Below are 19,860 nucleotides of genomic sequence, written 5' to 3' on the forward strand. Positions count from 1 at the left end.
AGCATACGGAAGTGCGAAGGAGAATGCGAATCGGGTTCGGATCCCGGGCGGGTCGGCGTGTGGGGAGCCCGGCACCGGTTCGCGCAACGCCACTCGGAAATCCTCGGGTCGGGCGACGCAGCGCCATAGTCTGCGAGCCAGGCGGTCCCCCGACCGCTCGTGCGGACGCACGCCGATCCCACCCCAATTCCGGCCTCCGACCAGGACGGAAAAGCGTATGTTGCTAGAGTTGCGCATGTTGACGGTGAGGCGCGTGTGACTCGCGTGACGAACGTCGACGCAGAAGTGAGCGGGCCGAGAAACAGCATGAGACGCGAAACGACCAGCCGAACGGTTCCCCCGACCACCCGCGGCGAACGCCGCCGGGCGGTCCTCGGCGCCCGCGCGACGCGAGCCCTCGCCGCCCTCGTCGTGGGTGTCGTCGCCTCGATCGGCGCGGTCGCCGCCCCCGCCTACGCCGACAACTATCCGAGCTGGCAGGATGTTCAGGCCGCGAAGGCCAATGAAGCGGCCGCCTCCGCTCAGGTCAACCGCATCAACGGCCTCATCGCCCAGCTCCAGCAGGAGGTCGCCGACACGCAGGCCGCCGCGGTCAAGCGCGGCGAAGAGCTCGAGGCCGCTCAAGCGGACTTCGACAAGGCCGCGATCCAGGCGTCCAATCTCGAATCGCAGGCGGCGGCGAGCCAGAAGAAGGCGGACGACGCCAGCACGCAAGCGGGCAAGCTCGCCGCTCAGCTCTACCGCACCGGCGGCCGGAACCTCACGGCGAACCTCTTCCTCAGCGGCAACCACGCGACCTCCACGAGTCCGGAGCAGCTGCTCTCCGACCTCGGCAGCATGTCGAAGCTGGTGGAGCAGTCCAACAAGGTGTACTCCGACGCCAAGGCCGCGCAGAACACCGCGAAATCGCTGTCCGACCAGGCGACCGTCGCCAAGGCCGAGCGCGAGCGTCTGCGCGTCGTCGCAGAGGCGGCGATGCAGGCGGCGATCGAGGCGGCGAAAGCGGCGCAGGACAAACTCGCCGAGCAGCAGAAGCAGATCGTCATCATGCAGGCGCAGCTCGCCGCGCTCAAGGACGCGACGGCGCAGACCGTCGCCGGCTATCAGGCCGGCGTCGCGGCTGCTGCCGCAGCGGCAGCAGCCCGCGGTTCAGGCGGACTCCCCGGCGGCTACGTCGGACCGCAGGGGTGGGCTGTGCCCGCAGCCGGTCCGATCACCGACGGCTTCGGCGCCCGTCCGTCCCCCGGCGGTGTCGGCAGCACCTACCACCTGGGTATCGACATCGGCGCTTCCTGCAACGCGCCGATCTACGCGGCCCACGACGGCACGGTCGTCTACGCGGGACCCAACGGGTCGTACGGAAACTTCGTCCTGATCGACAACGGCGGCGGCATCCAGACCGGGTACGCGCACATCCGCAACGGCGGCATCATGGTCGGCATCGGCCAGCAGGTCGGAGCCGGCCAGCCTATCGCCCGCGTCGGGACGACCGGTGCCTCCACCGGATGCCACCTCCACTACGAGGTGCGGGTCGGTGGCGAGAAGATCGACGGCATCCCCTTCATGAGAGACAGGCGGGCCCCCCTTGGCTAACCAGAACGAGAAGAGCAGCCGGGTCCGTCCGGGCCTCGCCATCGGTGCGGGTGTCATGGGCGCGGTCACGGCATCCATCGGCATCGTCACCCCTGCTCAGGCGGTCGACTATCCGTCGTGGAACGACGTCCAGCAGGCCAAGAACAACGTGGCCAACCAGCAGGCGATGATCGACAACATCACCACGCTGATCGGCAACCTCCAGTCCAGCGTGGATGCCGCCCGCATCGCTTCGGAGAAGGCGGCGGAAGCCTACTTCCAGGCCAAGGACGCGCTCGACGCGGCCACGGCGAAGGCCGCCGACCTCGAGAAGCAGGCGGGGGCCGCGGCCGAGAAGGCCAAGACCTCGAAGATGCGCGCAGGGCTCCTCGCCTCCCACCTGGCGAAGTCGGGCGGCGGGGACGTCACCACCGACCTGATGTTGAAGGGTGGGGGATCCGGCGACGCGGCGGACAAACTGCTGTTCCAGCTCGGCACGATGAGCAAGCTGACGGAGCAGTCGAAGGCGGTCTACGAGCAGGCGACGAAGGACAAGAACACCGCCGACGCACTGACCGCGCAGGCCAAGTCCGCCAAGACCGAGCGCGAAGCCCTGGCCGCCGAGGCGGACAAGGCGCTGGCCGCAGCGCAGTCCGCGCAGGCGGCCGCGCAGTCCGCCCTCGCGACCCAGCAGCAGAAGTCGACGGAGCTCGTCGCCCAGCTCGCCACGCTGAAGAACACCTCGACCCAGACCGAGGCCGCGTATCTGCAGGGGGAGCAGGTGAAGGCGCAGCAGGAGGCCGCACGCAAGGCGCAGGAAGCGGCGCTCCAGCAGCAGCAACAGCAGCAGGCCGCGGCGCCCAAGCCGCCGGCCTCGTCCGGCGGTGGGGGCGGCGGAGGGTCGGCGCCGGCCGCCCCGAACGGCAACGTCGTGCAGACGGCGATCTCGTACGCGCGCGCGCAGCTCGGCAAGCCGTATATCTTCGGCGGTGAGGGCCCGGTCGGCTACGACTGCTCCGGCCTGACCATGAAGGCGTACGCCTACGCCGGCCTCTACATCGGCTCCCACTCGGTGAACAACCAGTACTACACCGCCGCCAACCGGGGCCAGCTCGTCTCGTACAGCGCCAAGCAGGCCGGCGACCTGATCTTCTGGGGCAGCGGTCCCGGCGACTTCTACCACGTCGGCATCTACATCGGCGGCGGCATGATGATCGCGGCTCCCACCGAGGGCGACGTCGTCAAGGTGCAGTCCGTCTGGGGCTCCCCCTGGCGCCTCGTCGCCCGCCCCAGCGCCTGACCCCCCACCGTCGAGTACGCAAAAACTGCACGCCATCCAGCCGGATGACGTGCAGTTTTTGCGTACTCGACGGTGGAGGGGTCAGTGGCCCTCGGCGGCGAGCTTCGCGATCGCCTTCTGGATGAGGCCGTCGGCCTCGGCCGCGTCGCCCCAGCCCTCGATGTTGACGAACTTGCCCGGCTCGAGGTCCTTGTAGCGGGCGAAGAAGTGCTCGATCTCCTTGCGGGTCTGCTCCGGGATGTCGTTCACATCCTGGATGTGCTGCCAGCGCGGGTCCTTGTAGGGCACCGCGATGACCTTCGCGTCGCCGCCGGCCTCGTCGCTCATGTTGAGCACGGCGACCGGGCGGACCTTCACGCCGACGCCCGGGAACACCGGGTACTCGAGCAGCACCAGGGCGTCCAGCGGGTCGCCGTCGTCGCCCAGCGTGTTCTCGAAGAAGCCGTAGTCGGTCGGGTAGACGAAGCTGGTGAACAGCACGCGGTCGAGGTACACGCGACCCGTCTCGTGGTCCACCTCGTACTTGTTGCGGCTCCCCTTCGGGATCTCGATGACGACGTCGTATTCGGCCATTCCGTACTCCTTAGCTCTGTGCGAAACCTGCACTAACGTTACTGGATGCACCTCGACGGATCGGAGGCCGGGCAGGCCTCGCCCGACCCGCAGCGCCGCCCGCGCCTGACCCCGCCGATCGCCGACGCCCGCCGCGCCGTCCGCACGGCGCTCGCTGCGGCGGCGGCCCTGCCGGAGGTCGACCCGCACAACGACCACGGTCCGGAGCGGCCATCGCCCCTCCACCCGGGAGCGCTCGTCCTGGTCGGCCTGAGCGGGGGAGCGGACTCGCTCGCCCTCGCCGCGGCGACCGCCTTCGAAGCGCCCAGGAACGGATTCCGTGCCGGTGCGGTGATCGTCGACCACGGCCTGCAGCCCGGCTCGGATGCCGTGGCCGCCCGTGCCGCGGAGCAGGCGACCGCCCTGGGCCTCGACCCGGTGATCGTCGACCGCGTCGCCGTCGAGGGCGACGGCGGCCCCGAGGGCGCGGCGCGTGCGGCCCGTCACGCCGCGTTCGACCGCGCTCGCGTAGCCACCGGCGCCGAGCGCATCCTGCTGGCCCACACGCTCGACGACCAGGCGGAGACGGTCCTCCTCGGCCTCGCCCGCGGCTCCGGCCCGTCGAGCCTGCAGGGGATGCTGCCCGACACGGGCCGCCTGCTGCGCCCCTTCCTCGGCCTCCGCCGCACCCAGACGCGGGCCTTCTGCGCCGACAGTGGCCTGGAGCCCTGGGACGACCCGCACAACGACGACCCCTCTTACACGCGCGTGCGCGTGCGCACGACGGTGCTCCCGGTGCTGGAGCGCGAGCTCGGCCCCGGCGTCGCCGAGGCCCTCGCGCGGACGGCCGAGCAGCTGCGCGAGGACGACGAGGCGCTCGATGGCCTCGCGCTGGAATGGGCGCTCGAACTGGTCAGCCAGACCGACGACGGCGCGGTCGCGCTCGACGTCCGCGGTCTGGCGGCCGACCCCGCGGCGCTCCGCCAGCGCATCATCCGGCTGGTGGTCTCCGCGGAGTTCGGCGTGTCCCTCACGCGTGCCCACACGCTCGCGGTCGCGGCGCTCATCACCGACTGGCACGGGCAGGGGCCGGTCGACCTGCCAGGCGTTAGAGTGGTCAGGCAGAACGGGCTGCTCACGTTTCACCCCACCACGTAAGGACAGCGCCTCCCCCATGGAACTCACGGACGTTCAGAACGACCTGACCGAGATTCTGATCACCGAGGAGCAGATCCGCTCCCGCATCGCCGAGCTGGCCCGGGAGGTGGAGCGGGACTACGCCGGCAAGGACGTCCTGCTGATCGGCGTCCTGAAGGGCGCGGTCATGGTGATGGCCGACCTCTCCCGTGAGCTGCGCATCCCCGTCACGATGGACTGGATGGCCGTCAGCTCGTACGGCAGCGGGACGCAGTCCAGCGGCGTCGTCCGCATCCTGAAAGACCTCGACACCGACCTCAGCGGCAAGACCGTCCTGATCGTCGAGGACATCATCGACTCGGGCCTCACGCTCTCGTGGCTGCTGTCGAACCTGCGCAGCCGCGGCCCGGAGTCCATCGAGATCTTCACCCTGCTGCGCAAGCCGGATGCCGCGCGCGTCGAGATCGACGTGAAGTACGTCGGCTTCGACATCCCGAACCAGTTCGTGGTGGGCTACGGCCTCGACTACGACGAGCGCTACCGCACCCTGCGCGGGGTCGGCATCCTGGCCCCCGCCGTCTACAGCTGAGGCAGCGGGCCGCACGCAGACCGCCCAGAGCGAACACGCAGGCGACCCACAGCGCCCAGGCGGTACTGTGGTCGCACCATGAACGTCAAGAAGATCTTCCGCGGCCCGATTCTGTACGTCGTGCTGGCGATCATCATCGTGTGGATCGGCTCCAGCCTCATCACGATGTCGGGCTTCAAGAGCGTGTCGACGCAGAAGGGCCTGGAGTACCTCTCCCAGGACAAGGTGTCGAGCGCGAAGATCGTCGACGGCGAGAACCGCGTCGACCTGACGCTCAAGGAGCCGGACGGCAACCTGGGCAACCAGGTGCAGTTCTACTACGTCACCCCGCGCGGCCAGGACGTCGTGAAGGCGGTCGACGACGCGAACCTCCCCAAGGGCTACGACGACGAGGTCCCGCAGCCGAACTGGTTCGTCAACATCCTCGGCTTCCTCATCCCGGCACTCCTCATCGGCGTGTTCTTCTGGATCATGATCTCCGGCATGCAGGGCGGCGGGAACAAGGTCATGCAGTTCGGCAAGTCGCGGGCGAAGCTCGTGACCAAGGAGACGCCGAAGGTCACCTTCGACGACGTCGCCGGGTCGGACGAGGCGATCGAAGAGCTGCAGGAGATCAAGGACTTCCTGAAGGAGCCGGCCAAGTTCCAGGCGGTCGGCGCCCGCATCCCGAAGGGCGTGCTGCTGTACGGCCCTCCCGGAACGGGCAAGACCCTGCTCGCCCGCGCCGTCGCGGGTGAGGCCGGTGTGCCCTTCTACTCGATCTCGGGTTCCGACTTCGTCGAGATGTTCGTCGGCGTCGGCGCGAGCCGCGTCCGCGACCTGTTCCAGCAGGCGAAGGAGAACTCGCCCGCGATCATCTTCATCGACGAGATCGACGCGGTCGGCCGTCACCGCGGCGCCGGACTCGGCGGCGGGCACGACGAGCGCGAGCAGACGCTGAACCAGCTCCTGGTGGAGATGGACGGCTTCGACCCCAAGACCAACGTCATCCTCATCGCGGCGACCAACCGTCCCGACATCCTCGACCCCGCGCTGCTGCGCCCCGGCCGCTTCGACCGCCAGATCGGCGTGGATGCGCCCGACCTGCTCGGCCGGAAGAAGATCCTCGAGGTGCACGGCCGCGGCAAGCCGCTGGCGGCATCGGTCGACCTCGAGGTGCTCGCCCGCAAGACGCCGGGCTTCACCGGCGCCGACCTGGCCAACGTCCTCAACGAGGCCGCCCTGCTCACCGCCCGGTCGAACGCGCAGCTGATCGACAACCGCGCGCTGGACGAGGCCGTCGACCGCGTCATCGCCGGTCCGCAGAAGCGCACCAGGGTCATGAAGGACCAGGAGAAGCTCATCACGGCGTACCACGAGGGCGGACACGCGCTCGCCGCCGCGGCGATGCGCCACACCGACCCCGTGACGAAGATCACCATCCTGCCGCGCGGCCGTGCCCTCGGCTACACGATGGTGCTCCCGCTGGAGGACAAGTACTCCATCACCCGCAACGAGCTGCTCGACCAGCTCGCCTACGCCATGGGCGGTCGCGTGGCCGAGGAGATCGTGTTCCACGACCCGACCACCGGCGCCTCGAACGACATCGAGAAGGCGACCTCCATCGCCCGCAAGATGGTCACCGAGTACGGCATGAGCGCGGACATCGGCTCGGTCAAGCTCGGCCAGGCGAACGGCGAGATGTTCCTCGGCCGCGACATGGGCCACCAGCGCGACTACTCCGAGCGGATCGCCGAGCGGGTCGACGCCGAAGTGCGCGCCCTCATCGAGAAGGCGCACGACGAGGCGTGGGAGGTGCTCAACGAGAACCGCGCGGTGCTCGACCGTCTGGCCGCGTCGCTCCTCGAGCACGAGACCCTCGACCACAATCAGATCGCCGAGATCTTCGCCGACGTGAAGAAGCTGCCGGAGCGCCCGCAGTGGCTGTCCAGCGACAAGCGTCCGATCTCGGATGTCCCGCCCATCCCGTTCCCCAAGGCCCCGATCGACGCGGGCGCGGTGGACGGCGGCGTCGACTCCGAGCCGCCGGCGGCGAAGCCGAAGCGTTCGCCCGCGATCAAGCCGCGCCCGGCGACCGCCTAGGGCCGTCGCGCGCATGAGCGGAATCGATCGTCCGCGCATCGAAGCGGCCGTCGCCGAGATCCTCGCCGCCATCGGCGAGGATCCGGCGCGTCCGGGGCTGGAGAGCACGCCCTCGCGCGTCGCCGACTCCTACGCCGAGTTCTTCGCCGGGATCGGGCGGGATGCCGAAGCCGACCTCGGGGAGCCGGTTCCGCTCGAGGAGGGCCGCCAGGCCGAGACCGTATTGCTGCGCGACATCGAGTTCCGTTCCGTGTGCGAGCACCATCTGCTTCCGTTCGTCGGCGTCGCGCACGTCGCGTACCTGCCGGGGGACACCGTGATCGGGCTCGGCCGCATCCCGCGTGCCATCGACACCCTGGCGTCGCGCCCGCAGATCCAGGAGCGCCTGACCGAGCAGATCGCGGACACCATCGAGCAGGGCGCCGCCGCGCGCGGCGTGCTCGTCGTCCTCGACGCCGCGCACTCCTGCGTCACCACTCGCGGCCCCCGGCAGACCGGCAGCACGACCGTGACCGTCGCCGCTCGCGGCGCGTACACCGACCCCGTGGTCCGGGCCGAGCTCATCGCGTTGATCGGGCGCGGCGTCAAGTGACCCTCATCATGGGCGTCCTCAACGTGACGCCGGACTCGTTCAGCGACGGCGGGCTCTGGCTGGAGCCGGACGCCGCCATCGCGCACGGCCTCGACCTCGTAGCGCAGGGCGCCGACCTGGTCGATGTCGGCGGCGAGTCCACCCGGCCGGGAGCCGCGAGCGTCGACCCGGTCGACGAGCAGGCGCGGGTCGTCCCGGTGATCCGCGAGCTGGCCTCCCGCGGGGTGACCGTCAGCGTCGACACGCTCAACGCGTCCACCGCGCGGGCCGCCGTCGAGGCGGGCGCGGCGATCATCAACGACGTCTCCGGAGGGCTCGCCGACGAGCGGATGCCGGAGGTGCTCCTCGAGACCGGCGCGCAGTACGTCGCGATGCACTGGCGCGGACGCCTGGACGCGGCCGACTCGCGGGCGGTCTATCGGCACACGGTGGCCGAGGTCCGCGCCGAGCTGTCGGCACGCGTCACCGACCTCGTGCGGCGCGGCGTCGACCCTGCCAAACTCATCCTCGACCCCGGGCTCGGCTTCTCGAAGAACGCGCGTCACAACTGGCAGGTGCTCGCCGGGCTGCACGAGATCGAGACGCTCGGGTACCCGGTGCTGATCGGCGCCTCCCGCAAGCGGTTCCTGGGGGCGCTGCTGCCCGAGGGTGCGCCCGCCGAGGCGCGTGACGCCCCGACGGCCGTGATCTCGGCGCTGGCCGCGCAGGCGGGAGCGTGGGCCGTCCGGGTCCACGACGTTCCGTCGACCCGGATCGCCCTCGACGTTGTGCGAGCATGGCAAGCTGGACGCGATGAGTAGCCTCCAGCCTCGGCCCACCGACTCGATCATCCTGACCGGTCTGCGCGTCCACGCCAACCACGGTGTGTTCGACTTCGAGCGCGCCGAGGGGCAGGAGTTCGTCGTCGATGTGACGGCGTGGCTCGACCTCTCGGTCGCGTCGGCCAGTGACGATCTCGCCGCGACCGTGCACTACGGCGAGCTGGCCGAGGAGGTCGTCGCGGCGGTCGAGCGCGACCCGGTCGACCTGATCGAGACAGTCGCCGAGCGCGTCGCCGAGGCGGTGCTCGCCCATGAGCCGGTGGATGCCGTCGAGGTGACCGTCCACAAGCCGCAGGCGCCGATCAGCGTCCCATTCGGGGATGTCGCCGTCCGCATCACCCGGGGGCGCGCGTGAACGCCGCGCCGCTGGGGAAGCCGGTCCGCATGCGGGTCGGCGTTCCCGCCGTGCTCGCGTTCGGGAGCAACCTCGGCGACCGTGCCGGCACCATCCAGGCCGCTGTCGACGCGCTCGGGGAGGAGGCCGGCGTCGACGTGCGTGCCGTCTCGCGCCTGTACGAGACGCCCGCGCTGAAGCCGGACGGCATCGATGTCGAGGCGCCCGCGTACCTCAACGCCGTCGCGCTCGTCCGCACCCTGCTCGAACCGCTCGCGCTGCTGGACGTCGTCCACCGCGTCGAGGACCGGCTGGGCCGCGTCCGCGAGGAGCACTGGGGCGACCGCACCATCGACATCGACATCGTCGACTACGACCGGATGGTGTCCGACGACGACCCGCGCATCGTGCTGCCGCATCCGCGTGCCCACGAGCGGGCCTTCGTCCTCGTGCCCTGGCTCGACGTCGATCCGGACGCCCGGCTCGCCGGCTTCGGGCCGGTCGCGGACCTCGCCGCCCGCGCCACGGATCCGGTCCGTGTCTGGGAGGCCCGCTCGTGAAGCGCACCCGTCCGAGCTCGCTCATCGGCCTCGGCGTCGCCGGGCTCGTCATCGGCTTCCTGGCCGAGCTGACCGCCGCGGGGATGGGACAGCCGATCTTCATCCCGCCGCTGACGCTGCCGATCACGCTGGTCGCGGTGGCGATCATCGTCATCGCGTTCGCGCTGCCGATCCGCCGTGCCGTCCGCGGCAGGAGCGTGCGCCGCATCGACCCGTTCCAGGCGACCAGGATCGTGGTGCTCGCCAAGGCGTGCGGCCTGAGCGGCGCCCTCCTCACGGGCATCGGTGTCGGGCTCGGCGCGTATCTGCTCAGCCGGGACGTCCTGCCCGGCGGGAACGCCATCCTGCTGACCGCCCTCGCGACCGCCGGAGCGGTGATCCTGCTCGTCGCCGGGCTCGTCGCCGAGCTGTTCTGCACCCTGCCCCCGGGCGACGACGACGACCGCACGGAGACCGTGAATGCCCGATCGGATTGACCTGAGCATCGGCGACTGGCGCCGCGTCTCACCCAAGTACGTCCTCGTCGTCATCGCGAGCACCGTGATCACCGGCCTGGTGCTGGCGGCGGCCTCGCTGTTCCTGTGGCTGGTCGGCGGCTGGCCGTTCGGCTGGCTGGCGCTCGTCGTCGTTGTCGTCATCTCGGTGATCGCCCTCATCATCGCCCCGCGGCGCGCCCGCTCGATCGGCTACCGGCTGCGTGACGACGACCTGCTGTTCCGCCGGGGCATCATGTTCCAGCGCTTCGTGTCGGTGCCGTACGGGCGCATGCAGCTGATCGACATCAACCGCGGACCGGTCAGCCGGATGCTCGGACTGGCCGACCTCAAGTTCGTGACGGCCGCAGCCTCCACCGGGGTGATGGTCCCCGGCCTCCCGGAGCCGGAGGCCGCCGAGCTTCGCGACCGGCTCGTCGAGCTGGCAGAGAGCAGACGGGCGGGACTGTGAGCGCCCCGGATGGCGGCGCGCCGACGGGTCCGCCCCTCGGCCCGCCCCTCACGCGTGCGGAGCGGGCCGCCGAGCGGTACACCGACGGCGAGTGGCATCGGCTGCATCCCGCGACCCCGCTGCTCCGCGGCGGCATCGTGTTCATCGCCCTGTTCGGGTTCGTGCTGTCGAACCTGCGCGAACGCCTGATCGGCTTCTTCGTCGGCGCCCCCGACTACGGCGGCGACCCGCTGGACGCGATCTACAACCACGGCTGGGAGGGCTGGGCGCTGCTCGGGGTGGCGGTCGTGCTGCTGCTCTGCTTCGGCGCCTTCTATCTGTCGTGGAGGATGCACAGCTTCCGGATCACCGGCGACGCGGTCGAGGTGCGCAGCGGCATCCTGTTCCGCACCCAGCGCAAGGCGCGGCTGGACCGCATCCAGGGCATCAACGTCGTGCGCCCGGTGCTCGCCCGGATCTTCGGGGCGGCCAAGCTGGATGTGTCGGTCGCCGGCCACGACGCGAACGTGCAGCTGGCGTACCTGGGGTCGTCGCTGGCGGACGGCCTGCGCGCGGATGTGCTGCGGCTGGCGTCGGGGGTGCGTGCGGCGGAGGCGGCGGAGGCGGCGGAGGCCGCCGCGGCGGCTGCTGGTGCGGCGGCAGCGGACGGTGCGAGGGCGACTGCGGAGGCCGTCGGTGGCGAGAACGTACCCGGCGCGGGGCCGTCGCGCGTCGCCGCGGTGGGGGATCTCGTCGGTCGTCGCGTGAACGAGTTCCTGGCGCCCGAGCTCGACCCGAACGCGGCGCCGCCGGAGTCGGTCGTGAAGATCCCGCCGCTCCGGCTGCTGGGCTCCCTGCTGTTGAGCGGATTCACGGTCTTCGTGCTCGTCGTCGTCGCGTTCCTGATCTGGGGAGCGTCGAGCGGCGAGCTGTGGCTCCTCATCGTCGTGCTGCCCGGGCTCATCGGTTCGGCCAGTTTCTACATCAACCGGTTCACCAAGTCGCTGCGGTACTCGATCGCCGGGACGCCGGACGGCGTGCGCGTCGGCTTCGGCCTGCTGAGCACGAGCAACGAGACGCTGCCGCCCGGCCGCATCCACGCCGTCGAGGTGCTGCAGCCGCTGCTGTGGCGCCCGTTCGGCTGGTGGCAGATCCGGATCGACACGGCGGGCCATTCGCGCGAGAAGGGGGCGGCCGGGCAGCCGAACACGACGATGCTGCCGGTGGGCGACGCGGCCGACGTCTTCCGCGTCCTGGCGCTGGCGCTGCCCGGCTTCGCCACAGACGAGCACCGGGAGCTGATCGAGTCGGGGATGTCGTCGGCCGGCCGCGACGTCTACGTCGGGAGTCCCCGCCGGGCGGCGTGGATCCGTCCGCTCTCCTGGCAGCGCACCGGCTTCCGCGTGGTGGACGATGCGATCCTGTTGCGCCGCGGTTTCGTCTGGCGGAGTCTCGCGATCGTGCCGCTCGCGCGCCTGCAGAGCCTGGAGCTGCAGCAGGGGCCGCTGGATGCGGCGCTCGCGCTCGCCGAGGCCCGTTTCCACACCGTGTCCGGCCCGGTCCGGCCGCGCCTGGCGGCGATCGACGCTCCGACCGGCGTCCGCCTGTTCGAGGAGGTGTCGGCGCGCGCCGTCGCGGCTGCCGCCGCCGACCGGAGCCACCGCTGGGGCCAGGCTGTGCCCGACGGCGGCTCCCGCGCCGATGCTGCGCCGCGCGTGGACGCTGCGCCGCGTGTCGACGCCGCGCCGCGTGTCGACGCTGCGCCGCGTGGCGATGCCGTGCCGCGTGTCGACGCTGCACCGCGTGTCGACGTTGCACCCCCGATCAAGAAGGAGCACTGATGCTGCCATCCGCCCGTCCGCCTTCGCAGCGTTCCGGCCGGCTCGGCGTGGGGATCGTCGGCGCCGGACGCGTCGGCCCCGTGCTCGGCCTCGCGCTCGCGGGCGCCGGCCACGCGATCGTCGGGGTGTCCGCGGTCTCCGAGCAGAGCCGGGAACGCGCAGAGGCGATGCTCCCCGGCGTTCCGGTGCTCGACATCCCGACCGTGGTGGAACGCAGCGAGCTGGTGATCCTCGCGGTCCCCGCTGCGGAACTCCCGAGCCTGGTCGCCGGTCTCGCAGCGACCGGCACATGGCAGCCCGGGCAGATCGTGATGCACACGGCACCCGGGTTCGGGATCGAGGTGCTGCAGCCCGCGGCGGCCGCCGGCGCCATCCCGCTCGCCATCCACCCGGCCCTCGAGTTCACCGGGACGAGCCTCGACCTCGCCCGCCTCGGCGAGAGCTACTTCGCGGTGACCGCCCCGGCGCCGGTGTTGCCGATCGCCCAGGCCCTGGTGGTCGAGATCGGCGGCGAGCCGGTGGTGGTGGACGAGGGCGATCGGCCCGCCTACGCCGAGGCGATCGCGACGGCGACGGCCTTCTCGCGGTCCATCGTCGAGCAGTCGACGGGGCTGCTGAAGAGCATCGGCGTCGACAAGCCCGGCTCCTTCCTCAGTTCGCTCATCCGCTCGGCGGTGGACAACGCGCTGACCCGCGCGGGAGCGCCGACCCGGCTGGACCTCGATGTGATCGGTGCGCTGAACGACGATGCCTCGGTCGGACCGCTTCCCGGCTCGTCGGGCGGCTCGGGCGGTGCTCGCGACCGCTCCGCCGAGGGCGATCCCGACGACGACGGGCGCGGGTGGTTCCTGCGCGGCGAGTAGCCTGGTTCCGGCCGGTTCCGACCCGGCCGGAGGGATGCGCATGCCAGAGATCATCACCACCATCGCCGAGCTGCGGGCCCGGGTCGCGGATGCGCGCCGTGTCGCGCAACAGGACGGCCCGTCCGACGCGCCCACCGGTCGCGTCGTGCTCGTGCCGACCATGGGTGCGCTGCACGAGGGACACCTGCGGCTGGTGTCGCAGGCCCGCGACCTCGGGGGCTTCGTCGTGGTGTCGATCTTCGTGAACCCGTTGCAGTTCGGCCCGGGCGAGGACTTGGAACGCTATCCGCGCACGCTTGATGCGGATGTCACCGCCCTCGAGGGCCTCGCCGATGTCGTGTTCGCGCCGTCCGCGTCCGAGATGTACCCGAGCGGTCCTTCGGAGACGCGGGTGACCGCGGGGGAGTCGGGACTCCTGTTCGAGGGTGCATCCCGCCCCGGACACTTCGATGGGGTGCTGACGGTCGTCAGCAAGCTCTTCAACATCGTCCAGCCCGACGTCGCCGTGTTCGGTCAGAAGGATGCGCAGCAGGTGCACGTCATCGGCCGCATGGTCGACGACCTCAACCTCCCGGTCTCGATCGCGGTCGTCGACACCGTGCGCGAGTCGGACGGTCTCGCGCTCTCCAGCCGCAACCGGTACCTGGACGACGACCAGCGGCTCGCCGCCGTGACCCTGTCCCGCGCTCTCGGCGCCGGGGCGGAACGAGCGGGAGACGGAGTGGAGGCGGCCCTCCGCGCCGCCCGCGCGCACGTGGAGGCGGACCCAGCCGTTAAGCTTGACTATCTCGCGATCGTCGACCCGGATACCTTCCGCGAAGCGTCGCCTGACCACCACGGTCCCGCCCTGATGCTGATAGCCGCTCGCGTCGGAACGACCCGGCTGATCGACAACCAGCGCCTCACGACGTGACCACCGCACCACCGCCCGCCCCCTCGAACGGAAAGACAGCGATGACCGACGCGCAGACCACCGCGGCCGACCTCGGCGACGACCAGCTCAGCGAGGCCGAGATCAGCGAGCAGAAGGCGGTCCGGCTCGGCAAGCGCGACCGTCTGCTCGCCGAGGCGGAGGGCCCCGGCGGTGGCGCCTACCCGGTGCACGTCCCGGTCACCACGACCATCCCGGCCGTGCGCGCGAAGTGGGATCACCTGCAGCCGGACGAGGGCTCCGGCGAGATCGTCGGCATCGCCGGGCGCGTGGTGCACCTGCGCAACACCGGCAAGCTGTGCTTCGCGGTGCTGCAGGCCGGCGACGGCTCGCGCATCCAGGTCATGGTGTCCCTCGCCGAGGTGGGCGAGGAGTCGCTGAGCGCGTGGAAGGAGCTCGTCGATCTGGGCGACCACCTGTTCGTCTCCGGCGAGGTCGTCTCCAGCCGCCGCGGCGAGCTCTCCGTCATGGCGCGGGAGTGGCGGATCGCCGCCAAGGCACTCCTGCCCCTGCCGAACCTGCACAGCGAGCTGAGCGAGGAGACCCGCGTCCGCGCCCGCTACCTCGATCTGATCGCGCGCGATCAGGCCCGCAAGACCGTCCTCGACCGCGCGGCCGCGGTGGCGAGCCTCCGTCGAACGTTCGGCGAGCGCGGATTCGTCGAGGTCGAGACGCCGATGCTGCAGGTGATGCACGGCGGCGCCTCCGCTCGGCCGTTCGTGACCCACTCCAACGCCTTCGACACGGAGCTGTACCTGCGCATCGCGCCGGAGCTCTATCTGAAGCGCGCCGTCGTCGGCGGCATCGACCACGTGTTCGAGATCAACCGCAACTTCCGCAACGAGGGCGCCGACTCCACGCACTCGCCGGAGTTCGCCATGCTGGAGGCCTACCAGGCGTACGGCGACTACAACTCCATCGCCGACCTCACCCAGACGCTCATCCAGGATGCCGCCGTCGCGGTCTCCGGATCGCACGTGGTGACGTGGGCAGACGGCACGGAGTACGACCTCGGCGGCCAGTGGGACCGCATCCGCATGTACGACAGCCTCTCGGACGCCATCGGTGAGGAGATCACCCCGGAGACCCCGATCGAGCGCCTGCGCGAGCTCGCGGCCCTCGCCGGCATCGAGATCGAGCACCCGCTGCCCGGCAAGTACGTCGAAGAGCTCTGGGAGCACTACGTCAAGACCGACCTGGTGCGCCCGACCTTCGTCATGGACTTCCCCGTCGACACCAGCCCGCTGGTCCGCGCGCATCGTTCGCGCGATGGCGTCGTCGAGAAGTGGGACCTGTACACCCGGGGCTTCGAGCTGGCGACGGGCTACTCGGAGCTCGTCGACCCGGTCGTGCAGCGGGAGCGCTTCGTCGAGCAGGCGAAGCTGGCGGCCGCGGGCGACAACGAGGCGATGCGTCTCGATGAGGAGTTCCTGCGCGCCCTCGAGTTCGGCATGCCGCCGACGGGCGGCATGGGCATGGGAATCGATCGCCTGCTCATGGCGCTGACCGGCCTCGGCATCCGCGAGACGATCCTCTTCCCACTGGTGAAGTAGCCTCCCAGGAGCCGGCGGTACGATGAAGGCGCTATGAACGACGTCATCAGCGGTATCGTCTGGGCCCTCGCACCGACCGTGCTGGTCGGCCTGCTGTTCTGGGCGATCATGCGCGCGATCGTGCGCGCCGACCGCAACGAGCGCAAGGCCTACTCGCGGCTGGAAGCCGAGGAGCGCGCCCGCCGCGGCCTCGCCCCCAAGGCCTGAGCTCCCGCGCGACACCCCTCGTATCGCGGGTGACCCCGCGCGCACCCATACGGGTGCACTCATATCGCGGCCGCGCCGTTCTCGCGACGGTATGCCGTTGCCGCGACGGTATGCCGTTCCCGCTACGGTATCCCTGGGGACGCGTTCGCGTCTTCCGCGGTCGACCGAGGGATGCGTGCATGGAGACGGGGTTCTGGGTCTCGTTCTCCATCGTCCTGGCACTTCTCATCGACTTCGTCATCCGCGTTCTCGCGATCATCTTCGTGCCGCGGAATCGCAAGCCCACCTCGGCCACCGCCTGGCTGCTCGCGATCTTCCTGATCCCGTACATCGGCATCCTGTTCTTCCTCCTGATCGGCAGCTACAAGCTCCCGAAGAGCCGACGGCAGAAGCAGGACGAGATCAACCGCTTCATCATCGACAGCACGGAGGGCATCGAGCGCGTCCGCCGCGATCATCCGTGGCCCCCGTGGCTCGAGGGCGTGGTCGAGCTGAATCGCAACCTCGGGGCGATGCCGCTCGTCGGCGGTAACCGGGCGACCCTCAACGGCGACTACCAGGGCTCGCTCGACGCGATGGCCGAGGAGATCGGCACGGCCAAGCGGTACGTCCACGTCGAGTTCTACATCCTGACGCTCGACAAGACGACAGCCCCGTTCTTCGACGCCCTGGAGGCCGCCGTCCAGCGCGGGGTGACCGTTCGCGTGCTCCTCGACCACATCGCGTCGCTCCGGACGCCGGACTACAAGCGCACCCTCAAGCGGCTCACTGCCATGGGGGCACGGTGGCAGCTGATGCTGCCCGTCCAGCCGCTCAAACGCAAGTACCAGCGGCCCGACCTCCGCAACCACCGGAAGCTGCTCGTGGTCGATGGCCGCGTGGCGTTCATGGGATCGCAGAACGTCATCGACCGCAGCTACAACAAGAAGTCGAACATCAGGCGCGGGCTGAAGTGGAAGGAGCTCATCGTCCGTCTCGAGGGGCCCATCGTCGCCGGTCTGAACGCCATCTTCATCACCGACTGGTACAGCGAGACCGACGAGCTCCTCCGCCGTGAGACCGAGCCCATCACCGACGAGATCGACGCCAACGAGCTCGACGCCCAGGTCGTCCCCTCCGGGCCCGGGTTCGCCGGCGAGAACAACCTCCGACTCTTCCTCGCCCTGCTGTACTACGCGCAGGAGCGCATCGTGATCACCTCTCCGTACTTCGTGCCGGACGAGTCGATGCTGATGGCGATCACCTCGGCGGTGCAGCGTGGCATCCGTGTCGACCTGTTCGTCTCCGAGATCGGCGACCAGGCGCTCGTCTATCACGCCCAGCGGTCGTACTACGAGGCGCTGCTGCGGGCCGGAGTCCGGATCTGGATGTACAAAGCCCCCTACATCCTGCATGCGAAGCACTTCACCATCGACGACGACGTCGCCGTCATCGGTTCGAGCAACATGGACATGCGCTCCTTCCAGCTGAACATGGAGGTCTCCCTGATGGTGCGAGGGCGTTCGTTCGTGGACGAGATGCGCAAGGTCGAGGACGGCTATCGCCAAGACAGCCGCGAACTCACCCTGGACGAGTGGATGAAGCAGCCGCTCCGTTCCACCGTTCTGGACAACCTGGCCCGGCTGACCTCCGCGCTGCAGTGAGGCGACGCCGCGCATGCGGAGCCGCGCCCCGGAACGTCATGCCGGCTGGAGCTCGCGCAGCGGCCTGACCTCGCACCAGCGTTCCGCTGCCGCGGCGAGGCGGTCGTCGGCCGTGACGAGCGGCAACTCGAGGAGGCGGGCGAGAGCCACGTACATCGCGTCGTAGACGGTCAGATCATCGCGCCACCGCCAGGCGTCCGGCCACAGCGGCTCGTGCTCCACGCGCATGATCTCGAGCCGCGAGAACTCGAGGATCACCTGCTCGGCGAGCTGAGCGTCGCCCGGTCGCCGGAGCGCGTGCCGGCGCATCGCACTGACGAACTCCGGGTCGATCAGGTGAGGCGCCACCAGGATGCACTCCGCCAGTTCGTCGTTCTCCTCGAACGCGGCGAGACCGTCGCGCGACAGCAGTTCGACGAGCGCACTGCAGTCCATCACCGCCGCGATCATCGGCTCTGCCGGTCGTCGCGGATGCCGTGGACGATCTCCTCGGTGGTGATGTCGAGCGGTCGACGACGCGGAGCCGCGTTCGAACCCTGGCGCTCGCTCAGCGCGTGATGCTCGACCGTCACCTCCGCCCAGCGCTCCTCGATGCGCAGCCTCTCCGCGATGCGGGTGAGCTGCCTGCGCAGATACTCGGAATACGACAACCCTTTCGCCGCTGCCGCCGCCTTCAGGCGATCGTTGACGGCCGGATCCAGATCTCTCACTTGCACGGTGACTCCCATGGGTTCAGTTTAGACGTTGATGCATGCAGAAACAAGAGATCTGCATGCACTGTACGTCTATTCTGACCCGGGCGTGCGCCGGAGCGCCCGGCCGCCCTCCGAACTGTGGAGAAGTCGGGTCGGCGTCAGCCTGGGGACGGAACCGCGTCAGCCGCGCGGCCGTAGGCGGACCGTCGGCAGCTCGGGCGCCGGAAGCGGCATCCCGTCATAGCCGTCGACCGTGCCGAAACGGCCGTGCGGATCGGCGCCGGCGATCACCTCGGCCTGCCACTGGGTCCGCGAGGCGACGATGTCCTCGTGACTGCGGCCGATGAAGTTCCACCACATCACGATCTGCTCGCCCAGCGGTTCCCCGCCGAGGAGCACGATGCGCGCATCCGTCTCGGCGCCCACCGAGAGGCTCGTGCGCCCAGGGGACAGATAGGCCAGATGCGAGACCGGAACCGGGGTGCCGTCGATCGTGACATCGCCGGCATCGACGAGCACGCCGTGCTCGAAGTCCACGTCGAGCGGGACCTCGATGCGGCTTCCGGCCGGGACGACGATCTCCGCCCCGACCAGCGGGGAGAACACGGTCGCGGTCGTCCCGCTCCCGGCCAGCGAGCCGACGAACGTCCGCACCGTGGCCGGGCCGATGCTGCCCACGGCGGGCGTGTGATGTTCGAAGAACGGCGCGACATCGCGCGAGGCGCCGGGTAGCGCCACCCAGAGCTGGACGCCGTGCAGTCGCTGCGTGCCCGGTGTGGACACCTCGGAATGGCTGATCCCGCGACCGGCCGTCATCAGGTTCAGCTCGCCCGGCCGGACGAGCGCATGGCTGCCGACGCTGTCCCGATGGTCGATCTCGCCCTCGAACAGCCAGCTCACCGTCTGCAGGCCGGTGTGCGGATGCGGCGGGACCTGCATCCCGCCGGTCGCCGACACGTCGTCGGGGCCGTAGTGGTCGATGAAGCACCAGCCGCCGATCAGCGAACGGCGACGCTGGGGGAGGGTGCGCCGGACGGTCATCGCGCGCGGGCCGCCGAGAGGGACATCCCGCGGTTCGAGGATCTCGACGCCCGCGTCCGTGAGCACGGCCGATGTGGCGACGAGCTCGGCCGGATCGCGCTCCAGATTGCTCATAGCGGCATCCTAGGCGTCGGGCAGGAAGGTCGGAGGCGGGCTTCCTAGAATGGTGGAGTGCCCCGGATCGCGACCAGACTCCTCCCCGCCGCCGCGGCGATCCTGGTGGTCGCGGCGCTCGCCGGCTGCAGCACGGCGGCGGGCAAGCCGGTCGAGGACTACTCGGGGGAGCCCAAGGGGGTGGATGCTCCGGCGAGCAGCGCGGGCGGCGCGTCCTGGGCCGCCTGGCTCGACGGCGGCGACCGGTTCGCGATCGTCCTCTACGGCAGCTCCACGTGCCCCCCGAAGGTCGCCAGCGTGACCGCGACCGCGGGCGACACCATCACGGCCACGCTGGCTCCGGCACCCGGAGGCATCTGCACGCGCGACTACGTGCCGCACACCACCGTCTTCGCGACGCCCGACCGCATCGCGAAGGACTCCGGTGTGAGCGTCGTCCTGCCCGACTCGACGCTCACGCTGCCCGCCGATCGGGGCTGATCGGCCGCAATCCGCTCGGTCCCCGACGG

Annotated in this window: 22 protein-coding genes; 18 read left to right on the forward strand and 4 right to left on the reverse strand. The window is 70.4% G+C overall.

Annotated elements, in window-relative coordinates; translation table 11 throughout:
• The first annotated feature begins 306 nt into the window (after nucleotides 1-306).
• Together BLW09_RS02985 and BLW09_RS02990 are read left to right on the forward strand one after the other, a co-directional pair.
• The gene (locus BLW09_RS02985) at nucleotides 307-1,593 is read left to right on the forward strand and encodes a peptidoglycan DD-metalloendopeptidase family protein (RefSeq protein ID WP_089908268.1); all 1,287 of its coding nucleotides are present in this window, start codon (nucleotides 307-309) and stop codon (nucleotides 1,591-1,593) included.
• Nucleotides 1,586-2,872, forward strand: a complete 1,287-nt coding sequence (locus tag BLW09_RS02990; protein ID WP_089908271.1) for a C40 family peptidase — start codon at nucleotides 1,586-1,588, stop codon at nucleotides 2,870-2,872. Before BLW09_RS02985 ends, BLW09_RS02990 begins: the two co-directional genes overlap by 8 nt.
• An 81-nt stretch (nucleotides 2,873-2,953) precedes the next feature.
• Here BLW09_RS02990 and BLW09_RS02995 read toward each other — a convergent pair whose 3' ends face one another.
• A complete protein-coding gene (locus BLW09_RS02995; RefSeq protein ID WP_089908273.1) occupies nucleotides 2,954-3,445 on the reverse strand; it encodes an inorganic diphosphatase in 492 nt (163 codons plus the stop codon).
• 45 nt (nucleotides 3,446-3,490) lie between these two features.
• On the opposite strand from BLW09_RS02995, the gene tilS reads away from it, so the two are divergent.
• The 15 genes from tilS to cls all read left to right on the forward strand — a co-directional run bounded on the left by tilS (nucleotide 3,491) and on the right by cls (nucleotide 17,501).
• On the forward strand, nucleotides 3,491-4,582 hold the full coding sequence (tilS, locus tag BLW09_RS03000; protein WP_089908277.1) for a tRNA lysidine(34) synthetase TilS: 1,092 nt from the start codon (nucleotides 3,491-3,493) through the stop codon (nucleotides 4,580-4,582).
• A gap of 16 nt (nucleotides 4,583-4,598) precedes the next feature.
• Nucleotides 4,599-5,150 (forward strand): hypoxanthine phosphoribosyltransferase, encoded by a 552-nt coding sequence (gene hpt / locus BLW09_RS03005; RefSeq protein ID WP_089908281.1) that lies wholly within the window; start codon nucleotides 4,599-4,601, stop codon nucleotides 5,148-5,150.
• Nucleotides 5,151-5,228: 78 nt separating this feature from the next.
• Nucleotides 5,229-7,232, forward strand: a complete 2,004-nt coding sequence (gene ftsH / locus BLW09_RS03010; protein WP_089908283.1) for an ATP-dependent zinc metalloprotease FtsH — start codon at nucleotides 5,229-5,231, stop codon at nucleotides 7,230-7,232.
• Nucleotides 7,233-7,245: 13 nt separating this feature from the next.
• Nucleotides 7,246-7,824: a GTP cyclohydrolase I gene (gene folE / locus BLW09_RS03015; RefSeq protein WP_089908285.1), complete on the forward strand. Its 579-nt coding sequence runs from the start codon at nucleotides 7,246-7,248 to the stop codon at nucleotides 7,822-7,824.
• On the forward strand, nucleotides 7,821-8,624 hold the full coding sequence (gene folP / locus BLW09_RS03020) for a dihydropteroate synthase (RefSeq protein ID WP_089908287.1): 804 nt from the start codon (nucleotides 7,821-7,823) through the stop codon (nucleotides 8,622-8,624). Before folE ends, folP begins: the two co-directional genes overlap by 4 nt.
• Nucleotides 8,617-9,000 carry a dihydroneopterin aldolase gene (folB, locus tag BLW09_RS03025; protein WP_089908292.1) on the forward strand — a complete coding sequence of 128 codons (384 nt, stop codon included), beginning with the start codon at nucleotides 8,617-8,619 and terminating at the stop codon, nucleotides 8,998-9,000. Before folP ends, folB begins: the two co-directional genes overlap by 8 nt.
• Nucleotides 8,997-9,539 (forward strand): 2-amino-4-hydroxy-6-hydroxymethyldihydropteridine diphosphokinase, encoded by a 543-nt coding sequence (gene folK, locus BLW09_RS03030; protein WP_089908297.1) that lies wholly within the window; start codon nucleotides 8,997-8,999, stop codon nucleotides 9,537-9,539. The genes folB and folK overlap by 4 nt, the downstream gene beginning before the upstream one ends.
• Complete coding sequence (locus BLW09_RS03035; protein ID WP_089908299.1) at nucleotides 9,536-10,015, forward strand: DUF3180 domain-containing protein; 480 nt, start codon at nucleotides 9,536-9,538, stop codon at nucleotides 10,013-10,015. The genes folK and BLW09_RS03035 overlap by 4 nt, the downstream gene beginning before the upstream one ends.
• Nucleotides 9,999-10,484: a PH domain-containing protein gene (locus BLW09_RS03040; protein WP_089908301.1), complete on the forward strand. Its 486-nt coding sequence runs from the start codon at nucleotides 9,999-10,001 to the stop codon at nucleotides 10,482-10,484. The genes BLW09_RS03035 and BLW09_RS03040 overlap by 17 nt, the downstream gene beginning before the upstream one ends.
• A complete protein-coding gene (locus BLW09_RS03045; protein WP_231947030.1) occupies nucleotides 10,481-12,304 on the forward strand; it encodes a PH domain-containing protein in 1,824 nt (607 codons plus the stop codon). The genes BLW09_RS03040 and BLW09_RS03045 overlap by 4 nt, the downstream gene beginning before the upstream one ends.
• Nucleotides 12,304-13,167, forward strand: coding sequence for a Rossmann-like and DUF2520 domain-containing protein (locus BLW09_RS03050; protein WP_089908304.1), 864 nt, complete (start codon nucleotides 12,304-12,306; stop codon nucleotides 13,165-13,167). Before BLW09_RS03045 ends, BLW09_RS03050 begins: the two co-directional genes overlap by 1 nt.
• A 34-nt stretch (nucleotides 13,168-13,201) precedes the next feature.
• Nucleotides 13,202-14,080, forward strand: coding sequence for a pantoate--beta-alanine ligase (panC, locus tag BLW09_RS03055; protein ID WP_089908306.1), 879 nt, complete (start codon nucleotides 13,202-13,204; stop codon nucleotides 14,078-14,080).
• A 41-nt stretch (nucleotides 14,081-14,121) separates the two neighbouring features.
• Nucleotides 14,122-15,651 (forward strand): lysine--tRNA ligase, encoded by a 1,530-nt coding sequence (gene lysS / locus BLW09_RS03060; RefSeq protein WP_089908309.1) that lies wholly within the window; start codon nucleotides 14,122-14,124, stop codon nucleotides 15,649-15,651.
• Between the two features lie 33 nt (nucleotides 15,652-15,684).
• Complete coding sequence (locus BLW09_RS19040) at nucleotides 15,685-15,858, forward strand: hypothetical protein (RefSeq protein WP_018192119.1); 174 nt, start codon at nucleotides 15,685-15,687, stop codon at nucleotides 15,856-15,858.
• 179 nt (nucleotides 15,859-16,037) lie between these two features.
• Complete coding sequence (gene cls / locus BLW09_RS03065) at nucleotides 16,038-17,501, forward strand: cardiolipin synthase (RefSeq protein ID WP_089908312.1); 1,464 nt, start codon at nucleotides 16,038-16,040, stop codon at nucleotides 17,499-17,501.
• Between the two features lie 36 nt (nucleotides 17,502-17,537).
• On the opposite strand, the gene BLW09_RS03070 is transcribed toward cls, so the two are convergent.
• The 3 genes from BLW09_RS03070 to BLW09_RS03080 all read right to left on the reverse strand — a co-directional run bounded on the left by BLW09_RS03070 (nucleotide 17,538) and on the right by BLW09_RS03080 (nucleotide 19,351).
• A complete protein-coding gene (locus tag BLW09_RS03070) occupies nucleotides 17,538-17,936 on the reverse strand; it encodes a type II toxin-antitoxin system VapC family toxin (RefSeq protein ID WP_231947202.1) in 399 nt (132 codons plus the stop codon).
• A gap of 11 nt (nucleotides 17,937-17,947) precedes the next feature.
• On the reverse strand, nucleotides 17,948-18,229 hold the full coding sequence (locus BLW09_RS03075) for a FitA-like ribbon-helix-helix domain-containing protein (protein WP_089908317.1): 282 nt from the start codon (nucleotides 18,227-18,229) through the stop codon (nucleotides 17,948-17,950).
• A gap of 147 nt (nucleotides 18,230-18,376) precedes the next feature.
• On the reverse strand, nucleotides 18,377-19,351 hold the full coding sequence (locus tag BLW09_RS03080; RefSeq protein WP_089908320.1) for a pirin family protein: 975 nt from the start codon (nucleotides 19,349-19,351) through the stop codon (nucleotides 18,377-18,379).
• Between the two features lie 57 nt (nucleotides 19,352-19,408).
• Between BLW09_RS03080 and BLW09_RS03085 the strand changes: the two genes are divergently transcribed.
• Nucleotides 19,409-19,831: a hypothetical protein gene (locus tag BLW09_RS03085; RefSeq protein WP_089908322.1), complete on the forward strand. Its 423-nt coding sequence runs from the start codon at nucleotides 19,409-19,411 to the stop codon at nucleotides 19,829-19,831.
• Nucleotides 19,832-19,860 lie beyond the last annotated feature (29 nt).

The organism is Leifsonia sp. 21MFCrub1.1, assembly GCF_900107895.1.
In the GTDB taxonomy this organism is placed as follows: domain Bacteria; phylum Actinomycetota; class Actinomycetes; order Actinomycetales; family Microbacteriaceae; genus Leifsonia; species Leifsonia soli.

What these genes read in the sequence shown, in the direction of transcription:
- BLW09_RS02985 (WP_089908268.1), top strand. Translation starts at nt 307, where the DNA reads ATGAGACGCGAAACGACCAGCCGAACGGTTCCCCCGACCACCCGCGGC.
- BLW09_RS02995 (WP_089908273.1), bottom strand. Translation starts at nt 3,445, where the DNA reads ATGGCCGAATACGACGTCGTCATCGAGATCCCGAAGGGGAGCCGCAAC.
- tilS (WP_089908277.1), top strand. Translation starts at nt 3,491, where the DNA reads ATGCACCTCGACGGATCGGAGGCCGGGCAGGCCTCGCCCGACCCGCAG.
- hpt (WP_089908281.1), top strand. Translation starts at nt 4,599, where the DNA reads ATGGAACTCACGGACGTTCAGAACGACCTGACCGAGATTCTGATCACC.
- ftsH (WP_089908283.1), top strand. Translation starts at nt 5,229, where the DNA reads ATGAACGTCAAGAAGATCTTCCGCGGCCCGATTCTGTACGTCGTGCTG.
- folE (WP_089908285.1), top strand. Translation starts at nt 7,246, where the DNA reads ATGAGCGGAATCGATCGTCCGCGCATCGAAGCGGCCGTCGCCGAGATC.
- folB (WP_089908292.1), top strand. Translation starts at nt 8,617, where the DNA reads ATGAGTAGCCTCCAGCCTCGGCCCACCGACTCGATCATCCTGACCGGT.
- BLW09_RS03040 (WP_089908301.1), top strand. Translation starts at nt 9,999, where the DNA reads ATGCCCGATCGGATTGACCTGAGCATCGGCGACTGGCGCCGCGTCTCA.
- BLW09_RS03050 (WP_089908304.1), top strand. Translation starts at nt 12,304, where the DNA reads ATGCTGCCATCCGCCCGTCCGCCTTCGCAGCGTTCCGGCCGGCTCGGC.
- panC (WP_089908306.1), top strand. Translation starts at nt 13,202, where the DNA reads ATGCGCATGCCAGAGATCATCACCACCATCGCCGAGCTGCGGGCCCGG.
- lysS (WP_089908309.1), top strand. Translation starts at nt 14,122, where the DNA reads ATGACCGACGCGCAGACCACCGCGGCCGACCTCGGCGACGACCAGCTC.
- BLW09_RS19040 (WP_018192119.1), top strand. Translation starts at nt 15,685, where the DNA reads ATGAACGACGTCATCAGCGGTATCGTCTGGGCCCTCGCACCGACCGTG.
- cls (WP_089908312.1), top strand. Translation starts at nt 16,038, where the DNA reads ATGGAGACGGGGTTCTGGGTCTCGTTCTCCATCGTCCTGGCACTTCTC.
- BLW09_RS03070 (WP_231947202.1), bottom strand. Translation starts at nt 17,936, where the DNA reads ATGGACTGCAGTGCGCTCGTCGAACTGCTGTCGCGCGACGGTCTCGCC.
- BLW09_RS03075 (WP_089908317.1), bottom strand. Translation starts at nt 18,229, where the DNA reads ATGGGAGTCACCGTGCAAGTGAGAGATCTGGATCCGGCCGTCAACGAT.
- BLW09_RS03080 (WP_089908320.1), bottom strand. Translation starts at nt 19,351, where the DNA reads ATGAGCAATCTGGAGCGCGATCCGGCCGAGCTCGTCGCCACATCGGCC.